The sequence below is a fragment of the Herminiimonas sp. genome (assembly GCF_030655415.1).
Genome location: NZ_JAURVN010000014.1, coordinates 70,045 through 86,239, shown reverse-complemented (window position 1 = coordinate 86,239; position 16,195 = coordinate 70,045). Strand labels below are relative to the sequence as shown.

Sequence of the window (16,195 nt, the reverse complement as noted above, 5' to 3'; positions counted from 1 at the left end):
GTACTTAAATATAAATACGTAAAACAAAAGAAAACGCTACAGCTGGGATCACCAGCTGTAGCGCAGACAGCGAATTTACGTTGCCTTGTTTTCAACTCATTACATCAATTGATTACGTCCGTTCATTACGCCAACTGATCAAGTCCCATCACAACCGTCACGGTATGCGACGCGCCATCGTCGAACATGCCCACTACTTTGTCGGCCACCGCAACGCCATCCAGCTCTACCCGCACCACGCCTTTGCTGACGCCATCCGGATTGACGACGTTGATGTGATACATCGAACGACCGTAACGATAATGCAACTTGGCATTGCGCCATTCTGGCGGCAAGCATGGATCGAGGCTGAGTTTGTCTGCCTTGACTTGCAAGCCGAGCATGAATTCAACACCGGCTCGATATAACCAGCCAGCAGCACCGGTGTACCAAGTCCAGCCACCGCGTCGTACGTGCGGTGACTCGGCATAAATATCGGCAGCGACTGCATACGGTTCGACCTTGTATGCGGCCATGCCGGTACGTGTGCTGGTGCGATTGGCAGGGTTGATCATCTTGAACAAATCGTGCGCCTGACCGCCCTTGCCCATCATCGAATACGCAATCAGACACCACACTGCTGCATGCGTGTACTGACCGCCGTTTTCGCGTACGCCTGGTAAATAACCTTTGATGTAACCGGGATCAAGTGGCGTTTTATCGAATGGTGGCGTGAACAGCAAAATCAAATCATCACCTGGACGAATCAGATATTGATCGACCGATTCCATTGCGCGTTGTGAGCGTCCGGTTTCGCCCGCGCCGGAAATCACCGACCAACTTTGTGCAATCGAATCGATACGACATTCGGCATTGCTGGCTGAACCGAGTGGCGTGCCATCGTCGAAATACGCGCGGCGATACCATGCGCCATCCCATGCATGTTTCTCGGTTGCGGCTTTGAGTTTCTCTGCATGTTGCAGCCAACGCGTGACGCGAACCTGATCGCCACGCGCTTCTGCTACAGGTGCAAAACGCAGCAAGGTCGCATACAGGAACCACGCGAGCCACACGCTTTCGCCCTTGCCTTCGTGACCGACGCGATTCATGCCATCGTTCCAGTCGCCGCCACCCATCAGCGGCAAACCATGCGGACCTACGCGCATGCTGTGATCCAACGCACGCGCGCAATGTTCGTAGACAGTGGCTTTTTCATCAGAGATTTTCGCTTCGAAATAATTATCTTCTTTCTCCAGCGGGAGTAAATCGCCTTCGAGGAAAGGAATCATCTCGTCATAAATCTGCGCGTCGCCTGTCACTTCAGCATAATGCGCCGCGCAATATGGCAGCCAAATCAAATCATCAGAAATATGCGTACGCACGCCGCGTCCACTAGGCGGATGCCACCAATGTTGAACATCGCCTTCTGGGAATTGACGTGACGACGCGCGCAAGATTTGATCGCGTGCAAGCTTGGGCGCAACCAGCGCCAAGGCTTGCGTATCCTGCAATTGATCACGGAAACCATACGCACCACCAGCCTGATAAAACGCAGTGCGCGCCCAGAATCGGCAACTCAGTGTTTGATACAAGAGCCAGCCGTTGAGTAAATAATCCATGGAACGATCAGGCGTTTCCACCTGTACCGTATGCAGGATCTCGCTCCAGTTACGCTGGCTGGTCGCGAACACTTCATCGATATCAGCCGCACGATAACGCTGCACCAGTTCACGCGCTGCTTCAGTGGACTCTGCCTGCCCCATCAAAAACACGATATCGGTTTCTGCACCTGGCGCAATTTCAACCAGAGTTTGCATCGCGCTACATGGATCGAAACCGGCACCGACGCGATTCGACAAACTATGGCCGAGGATCAGACCCGCTGGTTTTTGCATATTGCCGTTACGGCCTATGAATTCCTTGCGATCACCAGTCCATGCAGTTTGACTGCCGCACAAATCGACAAATGCAACGCGTTGGCCGAATTCGATATTCCACGAATTGCGTGCGAACAGCGCACCACTTTCTGCATCACGTTCCGTCACGATGAAAGGCACGTTATTGGTACGCGCTGCGCCCAATACCCATTCAACGTAAGACGTCAAAGACAAGCGACGCGGATTGCGTGAGACATTTTTCAAACGCAAGCGGCAAATCTTGACCGGATCATCCCAACTGACAAACTGCAGCAACTCGCTACTGATGCCGCTGCAGGTCAATTCAAAACGACTGTAACCCTGGCCATGTCGCGTGGTGTACGTTGCGTTCGGCACGCGTATCGGCGACATGGTTGGACTCCACAAAGCACCATTGTCTTCATCGCGTATATAGAAGGATTCGCCGGATGGATCGGAGACCGGATCGTTGGACCATGGCGTCAGTTTGTTTTCGCGGCTGTTCAAACTCCACGTATAACCTGCACCACGTTCAGAAACGGTAAAGCCGAAAACCGGATTCGCAATCACATTGATCCACGGCGCCGGCGTGTTCTGATCCTGACCCAACACGATCACATACTCGCGTCCGCTCTGATCGAAACCGCCCAGGCCATTGAACAGCGCCAGTTGCGGCGCCGGTCCGGCCGGCGCGCCTTGCGGTGCACGCACATCACGCTCCAACCACGAGAACGGCGCATCAACATCGCTGTCAGGACGCGGCTGCATCTGCTCAGCCAAACTACCCTGCCCGCCTTCAAGTACTGCGCGCGCAGCAGAAAGCAACAAGGTACGTTCGTCATCTGTAATCAGATCAGCGCGCACGATGTAAGCGCCACCACGTTCAGCCTGTTCTTGCTGCGCAGAGAATGCTTGCGCCGCGCGCACCATGCTTTCCATCGAGACCTGCAACTCTTGCGCGTAAGACGCGCCTTTTTCATTCAGGATGACAAGATCAACCGGCAATTGCTTCATGCGCCAGTATTCTTGTGCACGCAATAATTGCGATACCAGACGCAAGTCTTCCTGCTTGGCCATACGCAGCAAAAGTATTGGCCGGTCGCCAGAAATACCTTGGCCCCACAAACCAGCATGGCTCAAGGACATCGAACGAATCACACGACGGCTGGCGCGCGACGATGCATCGGAGAACAAAATCCGACTCGCCAGATGCTGGAACAATTCTGCTTCGTAATGTTCGATCCGCAGGTAGTGCAACTGCACTTGCGCATGCGTCCACACCAATGCGGAAATGCGCGCGAAGGTTGAACCGTCGTGATATTTATCAGCGAGGCTGATGATTTCTTCACGCGAGTTCGCCGCCATCGTGGTGAATACCAGATGCGAGACTTCGCCCGGCTCGATGCGCACCCGCACACGCAGGCTAAAAATCGGATCCAGCACAGCGCCCACCGTATTCGACAATGGACGACCATCAATGATCGAACGCGGTTTGTTGATGCCTTGACCGCGTCCTATGAAGCGCGCTCTATCGGTTTCATACTCAATCCCGATTGCGCTACTGCCTTCGCCACGTGCGACTACATGTGCGGCCCAAGGACGTGTTTCGCCATCCTTGCGCGGTCTGCGCGAAGCCAGCAAGCCGCGTACTTCATGCAGGTATTCGGTTTCTACAAACAGATTCGAGAAAGCCGGATGCGCAACGTCGGCTGCGACCGGCGCCAACAGCACTTCCATATACGAAGTGACTTCTATCGTGCGTGCACGCGGACCGTTATTGGTCAACGTCAAACGACGCAGCTCGGCATCATCTTCAGGCGAGACGATCACTTCCAGCATGCTGGAAATCGTGCCGTCCACACGCGAGATACGCGCGCGATCTTCGGCAAATTTGACTTGATAAGAATCCGGCTCGACCGCAGTCGGTTGATAACAGGCGGACCAAAACTTGCCGCTGTCCGAATCGCGCAGATAAAGATGGCTACCCCATTGATCGCGGGTCGCATCTTCACGCCAACGCGTGACAGCCAATTTATTCCACAAGCTGTAGCCGGAACCAGCCGCCGTCAGCATCACGGCGTAATGGCCGTTGGATAGCAATTGCGTTTCCGGCATCGCCGTCATCGCACTGTCAAAATGACGCGCGACACCAGACTCCGGTTCGACCACGGATGGATGTTCCAACTCTTCGCGCAACGCCAACGAAGCCGGTTGTATCCAGCGTGGCTGCGATTCGTGCAAGAGCAATTCAGCGGAACGAATAATCGGTTCGCGGTGGAAGCGATGACGCATCACATTTTTATTGATGACGTTGCCCAGCGATACCAGCAACATGCCCTGATGATGCGCCATGTACGCGTAGACGATCGCCATGGTCTGATTCTCTGCACGACGACCTGGAGTGAAGTCCAGCGCTTCGTAAAAGCCGTAACGCCCGACCGCACCCATGGTCGCCAAACGGCGGAAATTTTCAACTGCACTTTTCGGCATGTACATCGCCGCCAAACCGGTGGCGTATGGCGCGATGACGATATCTTTTTCCAGTCCGCGTTTAAGTCCCAGCCCCGGCACACCGAATGCAGAATATTGATAGGTGAAAGCGCGATCACGTACATTCATCGCCGATTCGGATACGCCCCACGGCACTTTGCGTTCTTTGCCGTATTCGATCTGTCTTTGAATAATGCCGCGACAGGTTTGATCCAGCATGCTGCCGCGCGGCGATGACATCACTAGGGACGGCATCAGGTATTCAAACATCGAACCGGACCATGAAGCCAGTACCGGACATTCCAATCCCGGCAACATGCGGCGACCAAGACGGAACCAATGCGAAGGCGGCACCTGTCTTTCGGCAATCGTCACCATGCTGGCGAGTCGCGCTTCGGATGCCAGCAAATCGTAGTAACTATCGTCGAGTCGTCCTTCGTCAGCGTTGTAACCGATGGAGAACAACTTGCGCTCAGGCGACATCAAGAAACGGAAATCCATTTCCGTCGCCATTTGGCGCGCTGCGTTTTCCAGCGTTTCCAAACGCCACAGCCATTTGGTCGACAGCAATGTCGCCTGATTCAAGATCGCGTCCAGCTCGTTGAACAGCTCTTGCGACATCACATCAGGATCAAGCCGGTTTTGCGATGAGAACAAACGACCGACTTCATTGCGGGCGGATGAATAACGCTCAGGCAAATCTTCCAGCGCAAGATCGGCAGTGATTTGCGCATTGATCAGTTGCCATAGTTCGGCATTGCGTTTTTGTTCGCGATCACCAGCCTCCAGATGCGCCCAAGGCACGACCGCGACAAAATCTGCGCAATGCGTGCGTACCGCTTCACACAATTCCTTGGCCCATGCCAGTACTTCATTTTCAGCACTTTGAATTTCAGCAGAAAATGCCTGCGCCAGATCCACCATGTTTTCTGCGCGTTCAACCAGTTTTTGCCAAACTTCATAGGTAGACAAAGCATTGCTATTAGCCAGCAACAGATCGCTGAATTGTTCAGCGTTCTTGCGTAACTCGACGATGCTCACCGTCTGTGTACGCAACTCGCGGCTGACGCCTTCAATCGCAAAACGCAATAACAAAACCGTATCGCGCATACCGGCTGCAACACCTGAACGCAAAACGTTTTGTTCGCGTGCGTCCTTACAGGCCTGCGCCAACACGAACAGATGACCGGCAAGATTGCCGCTATCGACGGTCGAGATATAACGCGGCAGCAAAACTTCCAGTCGTTCTGTCTCATACCAATTGAAGAAATGACCGTGATAACGCGGCAGCTTGTGCAGCGACTCCATGGTGTCTTCCAGCCGCTGCATCATTTCGCCCAAACCTATCCAGCCAAAATCACGCGCGGTCGAAACGGACAGCAGATACAAGCCGAAGTTGGTGGGTGAAGTTCGATGCGCGATGACAGGATGCGGCGTTTCCTGGAAATTGTCTGGCGGCAAATAGTGATCTTGCGCGACCACAAACGTCGTGAAGAAACGCCAAGTGCGGCGTGCAATCAGACGCAATTCTGTTTCTTCATCCGCTTCCAGTAACTCCACGTTCGTGTCGACAGGTGGCAGACTGATCCAGCGCGCTATCACCGGCGCCAATACCCACAACAAACAGAAAGGCAGCACCATCGTCCATTTTTCAGGATTGGTCAGATACACAATCCCGGCGATGACGAACGCGAGCAATACGCCCATGCGCCCGCGCCATGCAAAATTCGAGAGCGAATATTGTTTGGATTTTCTTACTTGCGCTGATGTGACCCATTGCAGCAACTTTTTACGCGTAAACATCAGGCGCACCAAGGTGCGGAATATCGCATCCAGCATCAGCCATGCATGTTGTGCCAGCACTGCCAGCGAAATGAATACCACCGCGATTGTGTCTGGCAACACGGCCAGACCACGTCGCCAGTGCGCCTTGAATGACAAGTCATCGCGATGCGGCAATAGATCAGATACAAACTGAAATACCGATGGCGCGGCCAGACCAACAATGGCCAATGCCAGCCACGGCCAGCTTGGTGAAAACTCCATACAGAACGCTGTTACCAGTACAGTCAAAATCGCGGGTGCCATTAAAGAGCGGCGCATGTTATCGACAATTTTCAATCGATCTATCGTCGAGATCGAGGCACGGCCACCATTCAATAACCACGGCAGCAATTGCCAATCACCACGCGTCCAGCGATGCTGGCGAGCAGCAGCTTCTTCTACATGGGATGGGAAATCTTCGAACAATTCGACGTCATTGACCAAGGCCACACGTGCAATTGCACCTTCGAACAGATCATGGCTGAGCATCGTGTTTTCCGGCACTTTGCCAGCCAGCGCATGTTCAAATGCGTCGATGTCATACAAGCCCTTGCCAGAATAACTGCCCCAGCCAAACACGTCTTGATAGACATCGGCGACCGCACCGCCGTAAGGATCAATGCCGCCGCGCGCCGAGAAAAAGCGACGATATAAAGTGCGCTCTTGCTGCATCGGCAAAGTCGGTGTGATGCGTGGTTGCAGAATGCCGTAACCTTCAATCACGCGTCCGGTTTCTGGATCGTGACGCGGTTGATTTAGCGGATGTGCGGCAACACCCACTAGTGCGCGCAAAGCACCAATCGGCATACGCGTATCGGCATCCAGCGTGATCACGTAACGGACGTTGCGCGGTAGTGGAATATCGTCGAGCAAAAACGAAGTGTCGTGCGCATCGCGCAGCAGACGATTGAATTCATGCAGCTTGCCACGCTTGCGTTCCCAGCCCATCCAACGATTTTCTGCGGCGTTCCACAAGCGTTTTCTGTGTAGGATGTAAAACCGCGTTTGGCCGCTGATGCTAGGGCCATAACGCGCATTCAATTCGGCGATGTCTGTGCGCGCTTTTTCCAGGAAATACAAATCCTGCGGCATGTGCTCTTGCTGCGCATCGGCCCAGTCCGACAATAACGTGAAGTAGACCTCACCATCCGGATTCGCGAGGTAATGCGCCTCCAGTTGGCGCACTTCTTCTTCGATACCCTCTTCGCTGGTCAACATCACCGGCACTGCGACAAAGGTACGCAAGCTTTCAGAAATATCTTCCAGCTCAAGTCGCGGCAAATGGCGCGGCCAGAACAGGCGCATCAATACCTTGTTAACCACCGTAATCGCAATATCAGATGCAGGGAAAAATCCAGCTGCGATCAACAAAGCCAATGCAATATCCGGCACGCCATTGTCACGCGTGCTTAACAGCGGCAACGCCAGTAAAGTGAACGCGACCAGCAAGATCGTGATTGGGTAGTACAAGCTGGCGTGAGCGATGTAATGACGTTTCAGCTTTTGCGCAAGATGGGGCTGATAACCCAGCTCGGCTTCCAGATCATTGCGGCCACCAGCCAGCAAATAATGCCCCGGGTCCAGCGCACGTTCGTCGGCGACAATATCGTCATGCTGCATCTGGCTACGATGGAATTCAATCTTGCGCACCAATGCATCGGCTATCTGTTGCTCCGAATAGCGCGCATTCAATGCGATTTGCTGAATGATTTTGCGATAGCGATCGCGCGTCAAAAAATCCAGTACCGCATAGGTCGGCAGCGCTTGCAGTTTTTGTTCGACCAAACTAACCGATTCAAAAAACGCACGCCAGTCGAAAGCCGCAATACCGCGCATGCTGGTAATGATGTTGCGTATGGTTTGATTCGATGCAACTTGCGTCGTATGTTCGCGCAACACCAAATCATCGATAGTCAGATTCTGATCCGCTAAACGGGCAGCAAGCGCATCCAGTAATGGTGTAAAACCTGGCTGTTGATAACGCAGCCTTTGCACCAATTGCACGGCAAAAGGCTGACGCAAATGTCCTGGTGGCAGAACAATCCCTGGCTGTTCTTTCTCTGGTGTTTTTTGCGCAATCGCGATCAAATCATTAGCCAAATCATCCGCTGCTTGCCGCGCGGCCTGCGCCCTGACCACGCGCATCGCGACGCGACGCAAATGGACAAGCAGTACTGCGCGCATCACGACCGGCAAAGACCATAATTCGGCCATCGTCAGCGCTTGTAAGCTTTGATACGCGCGGACAAAACGCAGGAACAAATCGGTATCGAAATGATTGTCGGTATGCGCGGCAAATTCCCAGCACAAACCGTAGATGCGCGGCATGCCGGCGTAATCGCCGTTCTGCAATTTCGGCAATGACTTGTATAAACGGCGCGGCATATTTTCAACCACGCCGGAGACGTTCTCTTGCACCACATGCAGGTTATCGAGCAACCATTCTGCCGCTGACGTAATCGCGCGTCGTTCGCCAGCGGCGCGTTCTATCGCTGCATGCGCTGCGACCAAGGCGCGACCATCATCGCGCGCCATCGCAGAAATCGAGGTGCGGCGTGGTGCCTGACCTATTTTTTGAATTGCAGCCAGATGGGCGGCGTGGGATTCGAGTTTTTCTGCGCTGAAGATTTCAACGCGTGGTGGCTCATCAGGGAAATCCTCTTCATTTCCAGAGGCGGAAAGGAACGGGAAGTACTGCAGGATTTTTTGTTGAAGGGTATTAGTAGTCAAGTGCCACCCCACCTTTTTCAAATACTGCGATTGAAATCAAAGTGGAAGTAAGCAAGTTGCATGCGCGACCGTTGCGCTTGCCGAACTTGATTCGACTCGCCGCGTGGTTAGCTATCTGTGGGCTGCGTTTTTTTACGCCAGGAAAACCATCTTCGTTGGAGACAAAAGATCGCAACACGCATGCCTCTCCAGCATACATAGAGATGTTCGTGACCATATTTTTCCTCCCGCTTATGCGGATTTTAGATTGCTTTAGTGGTCGTATTTTCAACAGTTGGAGGGAGGAAACGAATAAGAGTTCCCCGGCTTTTATGGTGCGGATAGATTCAAATTAGAGCGAAAAGCAAACTTTCAGAGACGACGCGCGTCTACCCAACATGCTTCTCCACCATACATGACAAACGGAAGGAATGACCATGCGCAGCAAGATCATTAATGATGCCCCAGAGAAAACTTATGTACTGATTCTGGAAACTGGCGAAGAAGTCGTCAGCCAATTGCAGCGTTTTGCCAAAGAAAACAATCTGACAGCCAGCCGCTTTACCGCAATTGGCGCGTTCAGCAGCGCGACGCTGGCCTACTTCAATTGGGATCAAAAGGATTACGAAAATATACCTGTCAATGAACAGGTCGAAGTCTTGTCGCTGATAGGCGACGTAGCCTTGCAAGACGGCGAGCCAAAAACCCATGTCCATGTAGTCGTAGGCAAACGTGATGGCAGCGCACATGGCGGCCATTTGCTGCAAGCGTATGTGCGTCCAACTCTTGAGATTATCTTGACCGAATCGCCAGCTTATCTGCGTCGGACTTTTGATGCGGACAGTGGATTGGCGCTGATTAATATAGGTAGTGCCCAAGCGTGAGCCGAAACTTAAGACCACCGTACGTCTTCGCTTAAGCAGTCCTAGCGACGACTTGGTCAGACAGGCCTTATTTATTCGGCGCTTGAATTCTTTGGATAAACTAGTTCGAGTGAAAATTGATCGGCGATCTCTATTGCAGCGGCTCTTAGCATTGCGTCGCCGACTTCATCATCGACGGCATTCACCGCGACCGCGACATGGCTGTTGTCCGTCGTCACCTTGAACCACCAATGATGAAATGCGCCAAACATGGCCTGCCCTTGCGTGACCGTGCCAACGATATTGGCGTACTGGTCGCCCATATTGACGATCAGTACGCCTTTATCGTCGAGCACCATTTTGCAGTTCAGGAAAAACTCTGGCGAGCGCAATGCGGCTGGCGCACCATCTACATCGAAACCATCCAGCATGATCACATCGACCGAAGCAAACGCAAGGTTTTCCAGATGCGCGATGGCATCCACATGTAATACCTGCAGCCGCGCGTCATCCGCCGGAATCATGAATTGATCGCGCAACGCCAGCACGTCGGCATTCGACTCCAGCACGGTGATACGTGCCGATGGAAAATGTCGGTAACAATATTTGGCGAAAGAGCCGCCGCCCAAACCTATCATCAGTATGTGTTTGGGCGCGGGATGCAAGGACACGAAGCCTGCCATCGCCTGCGTATAGGGAATCACCAATTCATCCGGCGCCGACAAACGCATCGCACTTTGCACGACTTGTTCATTGAAATGCAGCGTGCGCATATCGCCATCGTCAAAGACAAAAGGCTTGCCATCTTGCGCAAGCGCTCTGGTTTTCTCTATGCGTTCCGGGGTGAAAAAATCCATGAATTGAATATGCAAAGTGCAATCGATAAAGATGCAGTGTGGTGCGATCTCGGGACAAAGTCAAAAGTAGGCGAACCATTATGCAAGCTATATAAAGACGTACGATTCGCTGCTACCATGTTTGCATGACTGCGAAAGCATCCCCCTTCAGCACTTTCTCACACATGGGCCGCGCTACCTTGCGCTGGATCATCAGCGGCTGGCGCATTGTGCTGTTCGGCATGCTGGTGTTATCGCTGGCATTGTCGCCTGCAACTTATCATCGCGAAAATCGACATGCGATTGCCTACCAAATCGTGCTCGGTACGACCGAGAATCTGATCTGGTTTTCTGTATTGTCGTCGCTGGTCAGCTTGATCTTGATACGCATCGTGGTCATTACGGCCTTGAGCTATGGCCTTTCCAAATATGCATTGGAAATGGTGGTGCGCGTCCTGGTGCTGGAACTGATCCCACTGACCGCCGCCTTGTTTGTCGCCTTGCGCCGCACCTTGCCCGATGGCGTAGAGCTGGCAGAAATGCGCAGGCGCGGCGATCTCGCGATGTTGCAGCAACAAGGTGTCGATCCGATACGCCGCGAGTTTTTTCCGCGTGCCGTGGCGGGCGTGTTCTCTGTATTAATGCTGGCGGCGGTCAGTTGCGTGCTTTCTTTGATACTTGCCTATCTGTCGATTTACGGCTTTACGCATTGGGCGCTGCCCGGCTACACGCGCGTGGTGGGGCAAATTTTCAATCCTGCGGTATCAATGATTTTCATGCTGAAGACGATCTTCTTCAGTCTGGCTGTATCGCTAATCCCGATGGCCTCTTCTCTTTACGATACACGCGATACACCACTGCATAGTCGCTCCAAAGCCGCGAATGAACTGGCGGCGATGGTGCGCTTATTTTTCGTTATTCTGCTGATTGAAGTTGCTTCGCTGATGGGTAACTATTACTAAATTTTATGGCACAGACACCCATGCAAGAACATCCTGACAACTCTAGCCAAGTACCTAGCCCGCCGCCACCGAGCATGCAGGCGATGCCCAAGAATCTTGAATTCAAGGCGGCTGTTCTGCTGGTGTTTTTAATTGCACTCGTGTGCGGCGCAGGGGCTTACCTGATGTATGCGCGCGGCGCTTTCGAGACGACGCAGGAACTGGTGTTGCTGGCTGATGATTCAGAAGGAGTCGTGGTCGGCATGGATCTGACCTTTTCGGGATTCCCTATCGGGCGCGTCAGTCGCATCGAACTCAGCAAGGAAGGCAAGGCGCGGATGATCGTCGATGTTGCGGAAAAAGATGCGCACTGGTTGCGTACATCCAGCGTGTTCGCGATGGAGCGCGGCATCGTTGGCAGTACCAAGATGCGCGCTTACACCGGCATTCCTACCGATCCACCTTTACCGCCTGGTGCTGAACGCGTCTTGCTGGTCGGCGATGTCGCTGCAGAAATCCCTTTGCTGGTCGCATCTGCCAAAGAGTTGATTGAAAACCTGAACGGTTTGACCGCAGCTGAATCTGCACTCAGTACCAGCTTGAGTAATTTGCAGGGGCTGACAGAAAAATTCAACGGTCCACATGGCGCAATTGGTGGATTGATGGGCAATGAAAAAGATGCACAGAAATTGGTCGCGACACTGGGCCGCGCCAATAGCGTGTTGACCAAGGTCGATGGCTTGCTGGTCAAAGCCGATAATCAAATCTTTGGCAAGGACGGTAATAGCCAGGCAACCATCGTTCAACTCAATGCAATGCTGAGTGAAGCCAGATCCAGTTTGAAAAAAGTCGATGCGGTATTGATCGATGCGCAAGCCATCAGCGCCAACGCAAAAATCGCCACCAGCGATCTGGATGTCTTGCGCACGGATGTTGATCGCAGCTTGCGCAAGGTCGATCAACTGGTCACTGAAATCAATCGCAAATGGCCGTTTGCACGCGATACGGAGTTGACCCTGCCATGATCACGACCTTCTCTTTTTTACGTATCGCTGGATCTGCCAGTCTGATTGGATTGCTGGTGGCATGTGCCGGCACGCCTGCTCCCGATTGGCAAATGAATGCCAAGACTGCGATGGAACGTGGCGCCGCGGCCTATCTGGAAGGAAAAGTACGTGTAGAAACGCAGGAATTCAATCTGGCCCGCAGTGAAATCAGCCGTACCGGCAACATCGATTTGATGGCGCGCGTAGAACTGACACGATGTGCAGCGCGTGTCGCTAGTCTGGTCATCGAGCCATGCGATGGCTTTGAAAAATTGCGGGCTGATGCTGCAGCACCTGAACGTGCCTATGCGGATTATCTGGCGGGCAAAATCAAGCCGCAGGATATTGCCTTGTTACCGCCACAACATCGCACCGTTGCCGCGGCCAGTTCAGATGTCGCAGCCGCCAGCGCCTTGCAAAGCATGGAAGATCCATTGGCAAAGCTGGTTGCCGCTGGCGTTCTGTTCAGCAGCAATCGCGCTACGCCGGCTGTTTTGAGCGCCGCGGTTGACACCGCCTCGGCACAAGGCTGGCGACGGCCATTGCTGGCCTGGTTGGGAGTACAACGCTTGCGGGCAGAAAATGCCGGCGACACAGTCGAAGCGGAACGCTTGCACAGAAAAATCGCCTTGGTCGAAAACGCGACAGTTATCGTTCCAAGTCAACCATAAACCTGCCACCAGAGTTATTACCAGATCGATCATTGGGGGCGGACTATGGATAACAACACACGCGAAGAACTGCGCCACCTGCTCTCAAGCTCGGGCACCATGGCTGGCCTCTGCATCACCGGCACTACTCTTTTCTCAACCATGCGCAGAACGCCAGGCGGCACTGTCGTCGATGACATTTTTGTCATCAGTGCCCTGCTTTTTCTGTTGTGTACTTATTGCGTATTCTGGGCATTGCGTACCAAGCACCAGCGGACGGTTCTATTACTGACGCGTATTTCTGAAGTCCTGTTCGCCGTAGCCTTGACCGCGATGGTATCGGCCGGCTTCATCATGACTTATACGCTTTGGTGATGTTGCTCTCAGAACGAGATACATATATTAGATAAATACGCCCCATATTCATGGGATGGTTACCTGTTACGAGTCCATTTAGACTCGGTCAAAATTTTCAATACAGGTAAAAAATGGCGATTGAGGCATTAGCTGAAATAGTTATACGTGCAGTAGGCTATTTCATCCTTGAGATAGTCATTGTCAAAATATTCTATTGGCCGGGCTGGCTCATTTTGCGTGTCATTACCTTAGGACGTTATCCACCGGCTTATGAGCAATCACACCATCGAGAATTTGTGGGGATATTGGGACTGGCGGCCATTCTGATTTCATTTTTACTTACCTTGCCTGGAGGGTAATTTTTCATAGAACTTGTTACTCAATAAAGATAACAATTCAATTTACAAAATCAATTCTGCTAGATTCAAGGCATACGCGCCAAGCCCAAGGTCATCTGCAGCTCTTCCGGTAGCATTAAAATAGTATGCGTAGGAGCTGCTAGAAATTTACTGGCCGCTTCGACGATCAGCGGTTTCGCAAAAAAGTAACCTTGCAGCAGATGGCAACCGAGTGTGCGCAGTTGCTGCATTTGTTCTTCGGTTTCTACGCCCTCGGCGACGATCTCCAGGCCTAGATTTTTCGCGAGACCGATTGAGGTCGCGCAAATTTCCAGATCTTTGCCGCCCTTGCCGATATCTCTGACAAAACTACGGTCCAGCTTGAAGGCATGTACCGGCAGCACTCTGAGATAGCCCAGCGAAGAATAGCCGGTGCCGAAATCATCAATCGATAATCGCACCCCAAGCTTGCGCAAACCACCCAATCGTTCTATCGATCGTTCAGGTTCTTGCATCAAAACTGACTCGGTAATTTCAAGTTCCAGATCGCAGCCCGACAAATTAGAGCGACGCAATGCTCGGCTGACGGTTTCTTCAAGTGCGGAATCCAGCAACTGATGCGCCGAAAGATTGACCGCGACTCTGAGTTCACCAAAACCCATCGCGTGCCAAAGTGCAAGCTGCTCACATGCAGACTCGATAACCCATGCACCTATCGACGAGATCAGCCCCATGGACTCGGCCAAAGGAATAAATCTGTCTGGCATGACTAGGCCGTATACCGGATGCTGCCAACGAATCAGCGCTTCAAGACACACCGTGCGGCCATCCGATGCCAGCACTTGCGGTTGATAACACAGGAAAAATTCTTTGTTATGCAGCGCTTCTTTCAATGCATTTTCAAAATCGATTCTGGCCTGGATGTTTTCTTTTAATGCAGGATGAAAAAACCGCAAATTACCCAAGCCGCAGCTCTTCGCATCATGCAAAGCCAATTCTGCCGCTGCGAGAATGTCTTCCGCCGTTTCGGCGTTATCCGGGAACACCGCGACACCTGCACTGAATGTGATTTTCAACATGCTGCCGGCAACATCAAATGGCGAATCTAAAGCGCCGGATAATTTTTCATGCAATGAGGTGACGCAACTCTGTCCCTTCAAGCCGCTTGCGCCTATTACAAAGCCGCCGTTATCCAGTCTTGCGATGAGGTCCGTATCACGGACATTATTTTGCAAGCGCTGCGCAACCTCTCGCAGCAATTGGTCGCCTACCCTGTGGCCGCAAGTTCCGTTAATGATGCCAAGCCGGTCCAGATCAAACAAAAAAATCGCCAGTTTGGTTTGATTGGTAGTGTTGATATTGAGAAGGCGATGCAGTCTGATCAGTGCGCCTGTACGATTCGACAAACCAGTCAGCGCGTCATTGTGCAAAACATGTTCAAAACGCTGGGTCGCGATTTTGTGGCTTTTAACCTCACGCTCCAATGCTTTATTGATGCGGACTCCTTCAATTTTTCTATTGAACGCATCGGCTCTGACCAACACGGAAAAGCCCGCGACCAGAAACAAAAAGCCGAAGCCGCCGAAATAAGGCATTTTTACAACGCCAGAATCGGACAAGCCGGCAAAGCTGGTTGTGCACAACATCAACACGATTGAAATCCAGATCAGCCGATTGGAAAGTCGACCGCCTAGTTTGCGTATCTTGACGGCAAAGATGATGGTGTAAATCAGCACACCCAAGGACACCAGGCGGATCAAGCGATAGACCACCGATGGTTCACCAGAAAGAATATGGATGGGCTCGCCCCACGACAATCTGGTCAAACCATCTTGATGCATGCTTTCAAAGCGATACCCGAAGGGAGTAACAAAGTTATAGACGATCACCAGCGCCGCGAGAATGGCGACTACATAGGCGACTCTGAACGAACTCTTTTTATTTTCAAGAGATGCAACCAGATAGCCGATCAGGGCGATGATCAAAAGCGAGAAAAAATTGAGCCATTTATGGGCCGACATGGCGGCCTGGGAGTCTTGTGCGCCATATTGAATTACGGCGCAAAACTGAAACAGGGAAAAACACAGACAGATGGCAGCAAATGCCCAGGAAGCTCTTGTATAAGTGCTGCTGCGCGCCAGCAATGCTGCGTGAAACGCCCCCATGAGCAAGGCTCCCACCGAGATGAAATACAGAGTTGCGATGGGAGCGTTCATGCCTTGCTTTTCGTTTGGTTAAAAAACATTTCTTGAGCGCGTCTCTGGCGA

The 16,195-nt window shown here is 52.4% G+C and carries 10 protein-coding genes; 6 read left to right on the top strand and 4 right to left on the bottom strand.

Annotated elements, in window-relative coordinates; all coding sequences use genetic code 11:
- Positions 1–125 precede the first annotated feature (125 nt).
- Both Q7T66_RS09520 and Q7T66_RS09515 read right to left on the bottom strand, forming a co-directional pair.
- On the bottom strand, positions 126–8,918 hold the full coding sequence (locus Q7T66_RS09520) for a GH36-type glycosyl hydrolase domain-containing protein (RefSeq protein ID WP_304933100.1): 8,793 nt from the start codon (positions 8,916–8,918) through the stop codon (positions 126–128).
- Positions 8,908–9,135 (bottom strand): hypothetical protein, encoded by a 228-nt coding sequence (locus tag Q7T66_RS09515; RefSeq protein ID WP_304933099.1) that lies wholly within the window; start codon positions 9,133–9,135, stop codon positions 8,908–8,910. The genes Q7T66_RS09520 and Q7T66_RS09515 overlap by 11 nt, the downstream gene beginning before the upstream one ends.
- Positions 9,136–9,334: 199 nt before the next feature.
- On the opposite strand from Q7T66_RS09515, the gene Q7T66_RS09510 reads away from it, so the two are divergent.
- On the top strand, positions 9,335–9,781 hold the full coding sequence (locus tag Q7T66_RS09510) for a PPC domain-containing DNA-binding protein (RefSeq protein WP_304933098.1): 447 nt from the start codon (positions 9,335–9,337) through the stop codon (positions 9,779–9,781).
- 71 nt (positions 9,782–9,852) lie between these two features.
- Here the strand turns inward: Q7T66_RS09510 and Q7T66_RS09505 are convergent, their stop codons facing one another.
- Complete coding sequence (locus Q7T66_RS09505) at positions 9,853–10,617, bottom strand: fused MFS/spermidine synthase (protein ID WP_304933097.1); 765 nt, start codon at positions 10,615–10,617, stop codon at positions 9,853–9,855.
- A gap of 125 nt (positions 10,618–10,742) precedes the next feature.
- On the opposite strand from Q7T66_RS09505, the gene Q7T66_RS09500 reads away from it, so the two are divergent.
- The 5 genes from Q7T66_RS09500 to Q7T66_RS09480 all read left to right on the top strand — a co-directional run bounded on the left by Q7T66_RS09500 (position 10,743) and on the right by Q7T66_RS09480 (position 13,949).
- Positions 10,743–11,558: an ABC transporter permease gene (locus tag Q7T66_RS09500; RefSeq protein ID WP_304933096.1), complete on the top strand. Its 816-nt coding sequence runs from the start codon at positions 10,743–10,745 to the stop codon at positions 11,556–11,558.
- Positions 11,559–11,563: 5 nt separating this feature from the next.
- Positions 11,564–12,562 carry an MlaD family protein gene (locus tag Q7T66_RS09495; RefSeq protein ID WP_370691637.1) on the top strand — a complete coding sequence of 333 codons (999 nt, stop codon included), beginning with the start codon at positions 11,564–11,566 and terminating at the stop codon, positions 12,560–12,562.
- A complete protein-coding gene (locus Q7T66_RS09490; RefSeq protein WP_304933095.1) occupies positions 12,559–13,254 on the top strand; it encodes a hypothetical protein in 696 nt (231 codons plus the stop codon). Before Q7T66_RS09495 ends, Q7T66_RS09490 begins: the two co-directional genes overlap by 4 nt.
- Positions 13,255–13,299: 45 nt before the next feature.
- A complete protein-coding gene (locus Q7T66_RS09485) occupies positions 13,300–13,608 on the top strand; it encodes a hypothetical protein (protein ID WP_304933094.1) in 309 nt (102 codons plus the stop codon).
- A 113-nt stretch (positions 13,609–13,721) separates the two neighbouring features.
- Positions 13,722–13,949 (top strand): hypothetical protein, encoded by a 228-nt coding sequence (locus Q7T66_RS09480; RefSeq protein ID WP_304933093.1) that lies wholly within the window; start codon positions 13,722–13,724, stop codon positions 13,947–13,949.
- Between the two features lie 65 nt (positions 13,950–14,014).
- Here Q7T66_RS09480 and Q7T66_RS09475 read toward each other — a convergent pair whose 3' ends face one another.
- A complete protein-coding gene (locus Q7T66_RS09475; RefSeq protein WP_304933092.1) occupies positions 14,015–16,144 on the bottom strand; it encodes a bifunctional diguanylate cyclase/phosphodiesterase in 2,130 nt (709 codons plus the stop codon).
- Positions 16,145–16,195 lie beyond the last annotated feature (51 nt).

Bases quoted from the DNA above. Each gene is read 5' to 3' on its own strand.
- Q7T66_RS09515 (WP_304933099.1), bottom strand. From the start codon at position 9,135: ATGGTCACGAACATCTCTATGTATGCTGGAGAGGCATGCGTGTTGCGA.
- Q7T66_RS09510 (WP_304933098.1), top strand. From the start codon at position 9,335: ATGCGCAGCAAGATCATTAATGATGCCCCAGAGAAAACTTATGTACTG.
- Q7T66_RS09505 (WP_304933097.1), bottom strand. From the start codon at position 10,617: ATGGATTTTTTCACCCCGGAACGCATAGAGAAAACCAGAGCGCTTGCG.
- Q7T66_RS09500 (WP_304933096.1), top strand. From the start codon at position 10,743: ATGACTGCGAAAGCATCCCCCTTCAGCACTTTCTCACACATGGGCCGC.
- Q7T66_RS09495 (WP_370691637.1), top strand. From the start codon at position 11,564: ATGGCACAGACACCCATGCAAGAACATCCTGACAACTCTAGCCAAGTA.
- Q7T66_RS09490 (WP_304933095.1), top strand. From the start codon at position 12,559: ATGATCACGACCTTCTCTTTTTTACGTATCGCTGGATCTGCCAGTCTG.
- Q7T66_RS09485 (WP_304933094.1), top strand. From the start codon at position 13,300: ATGGATAACAACACACGCGAAGAACTGCGCCACCTGCTCTCAAGCTCG.
- Q7T66_RS09480 (WP_304933093.1), top strand. From the start codon at position 13,722: ATGGCGATTGAGGCATTAGCTGAAATAGTTATACGTGCAGTAGGCTAT.
- Q7T66_RS09475 (WP_304933092.1), bottom strand. From the start codon at position 16,144: ATGAACGCTCCCATCGCAACTCTGTATTTCATCTCGGTGGGAGCCTTG.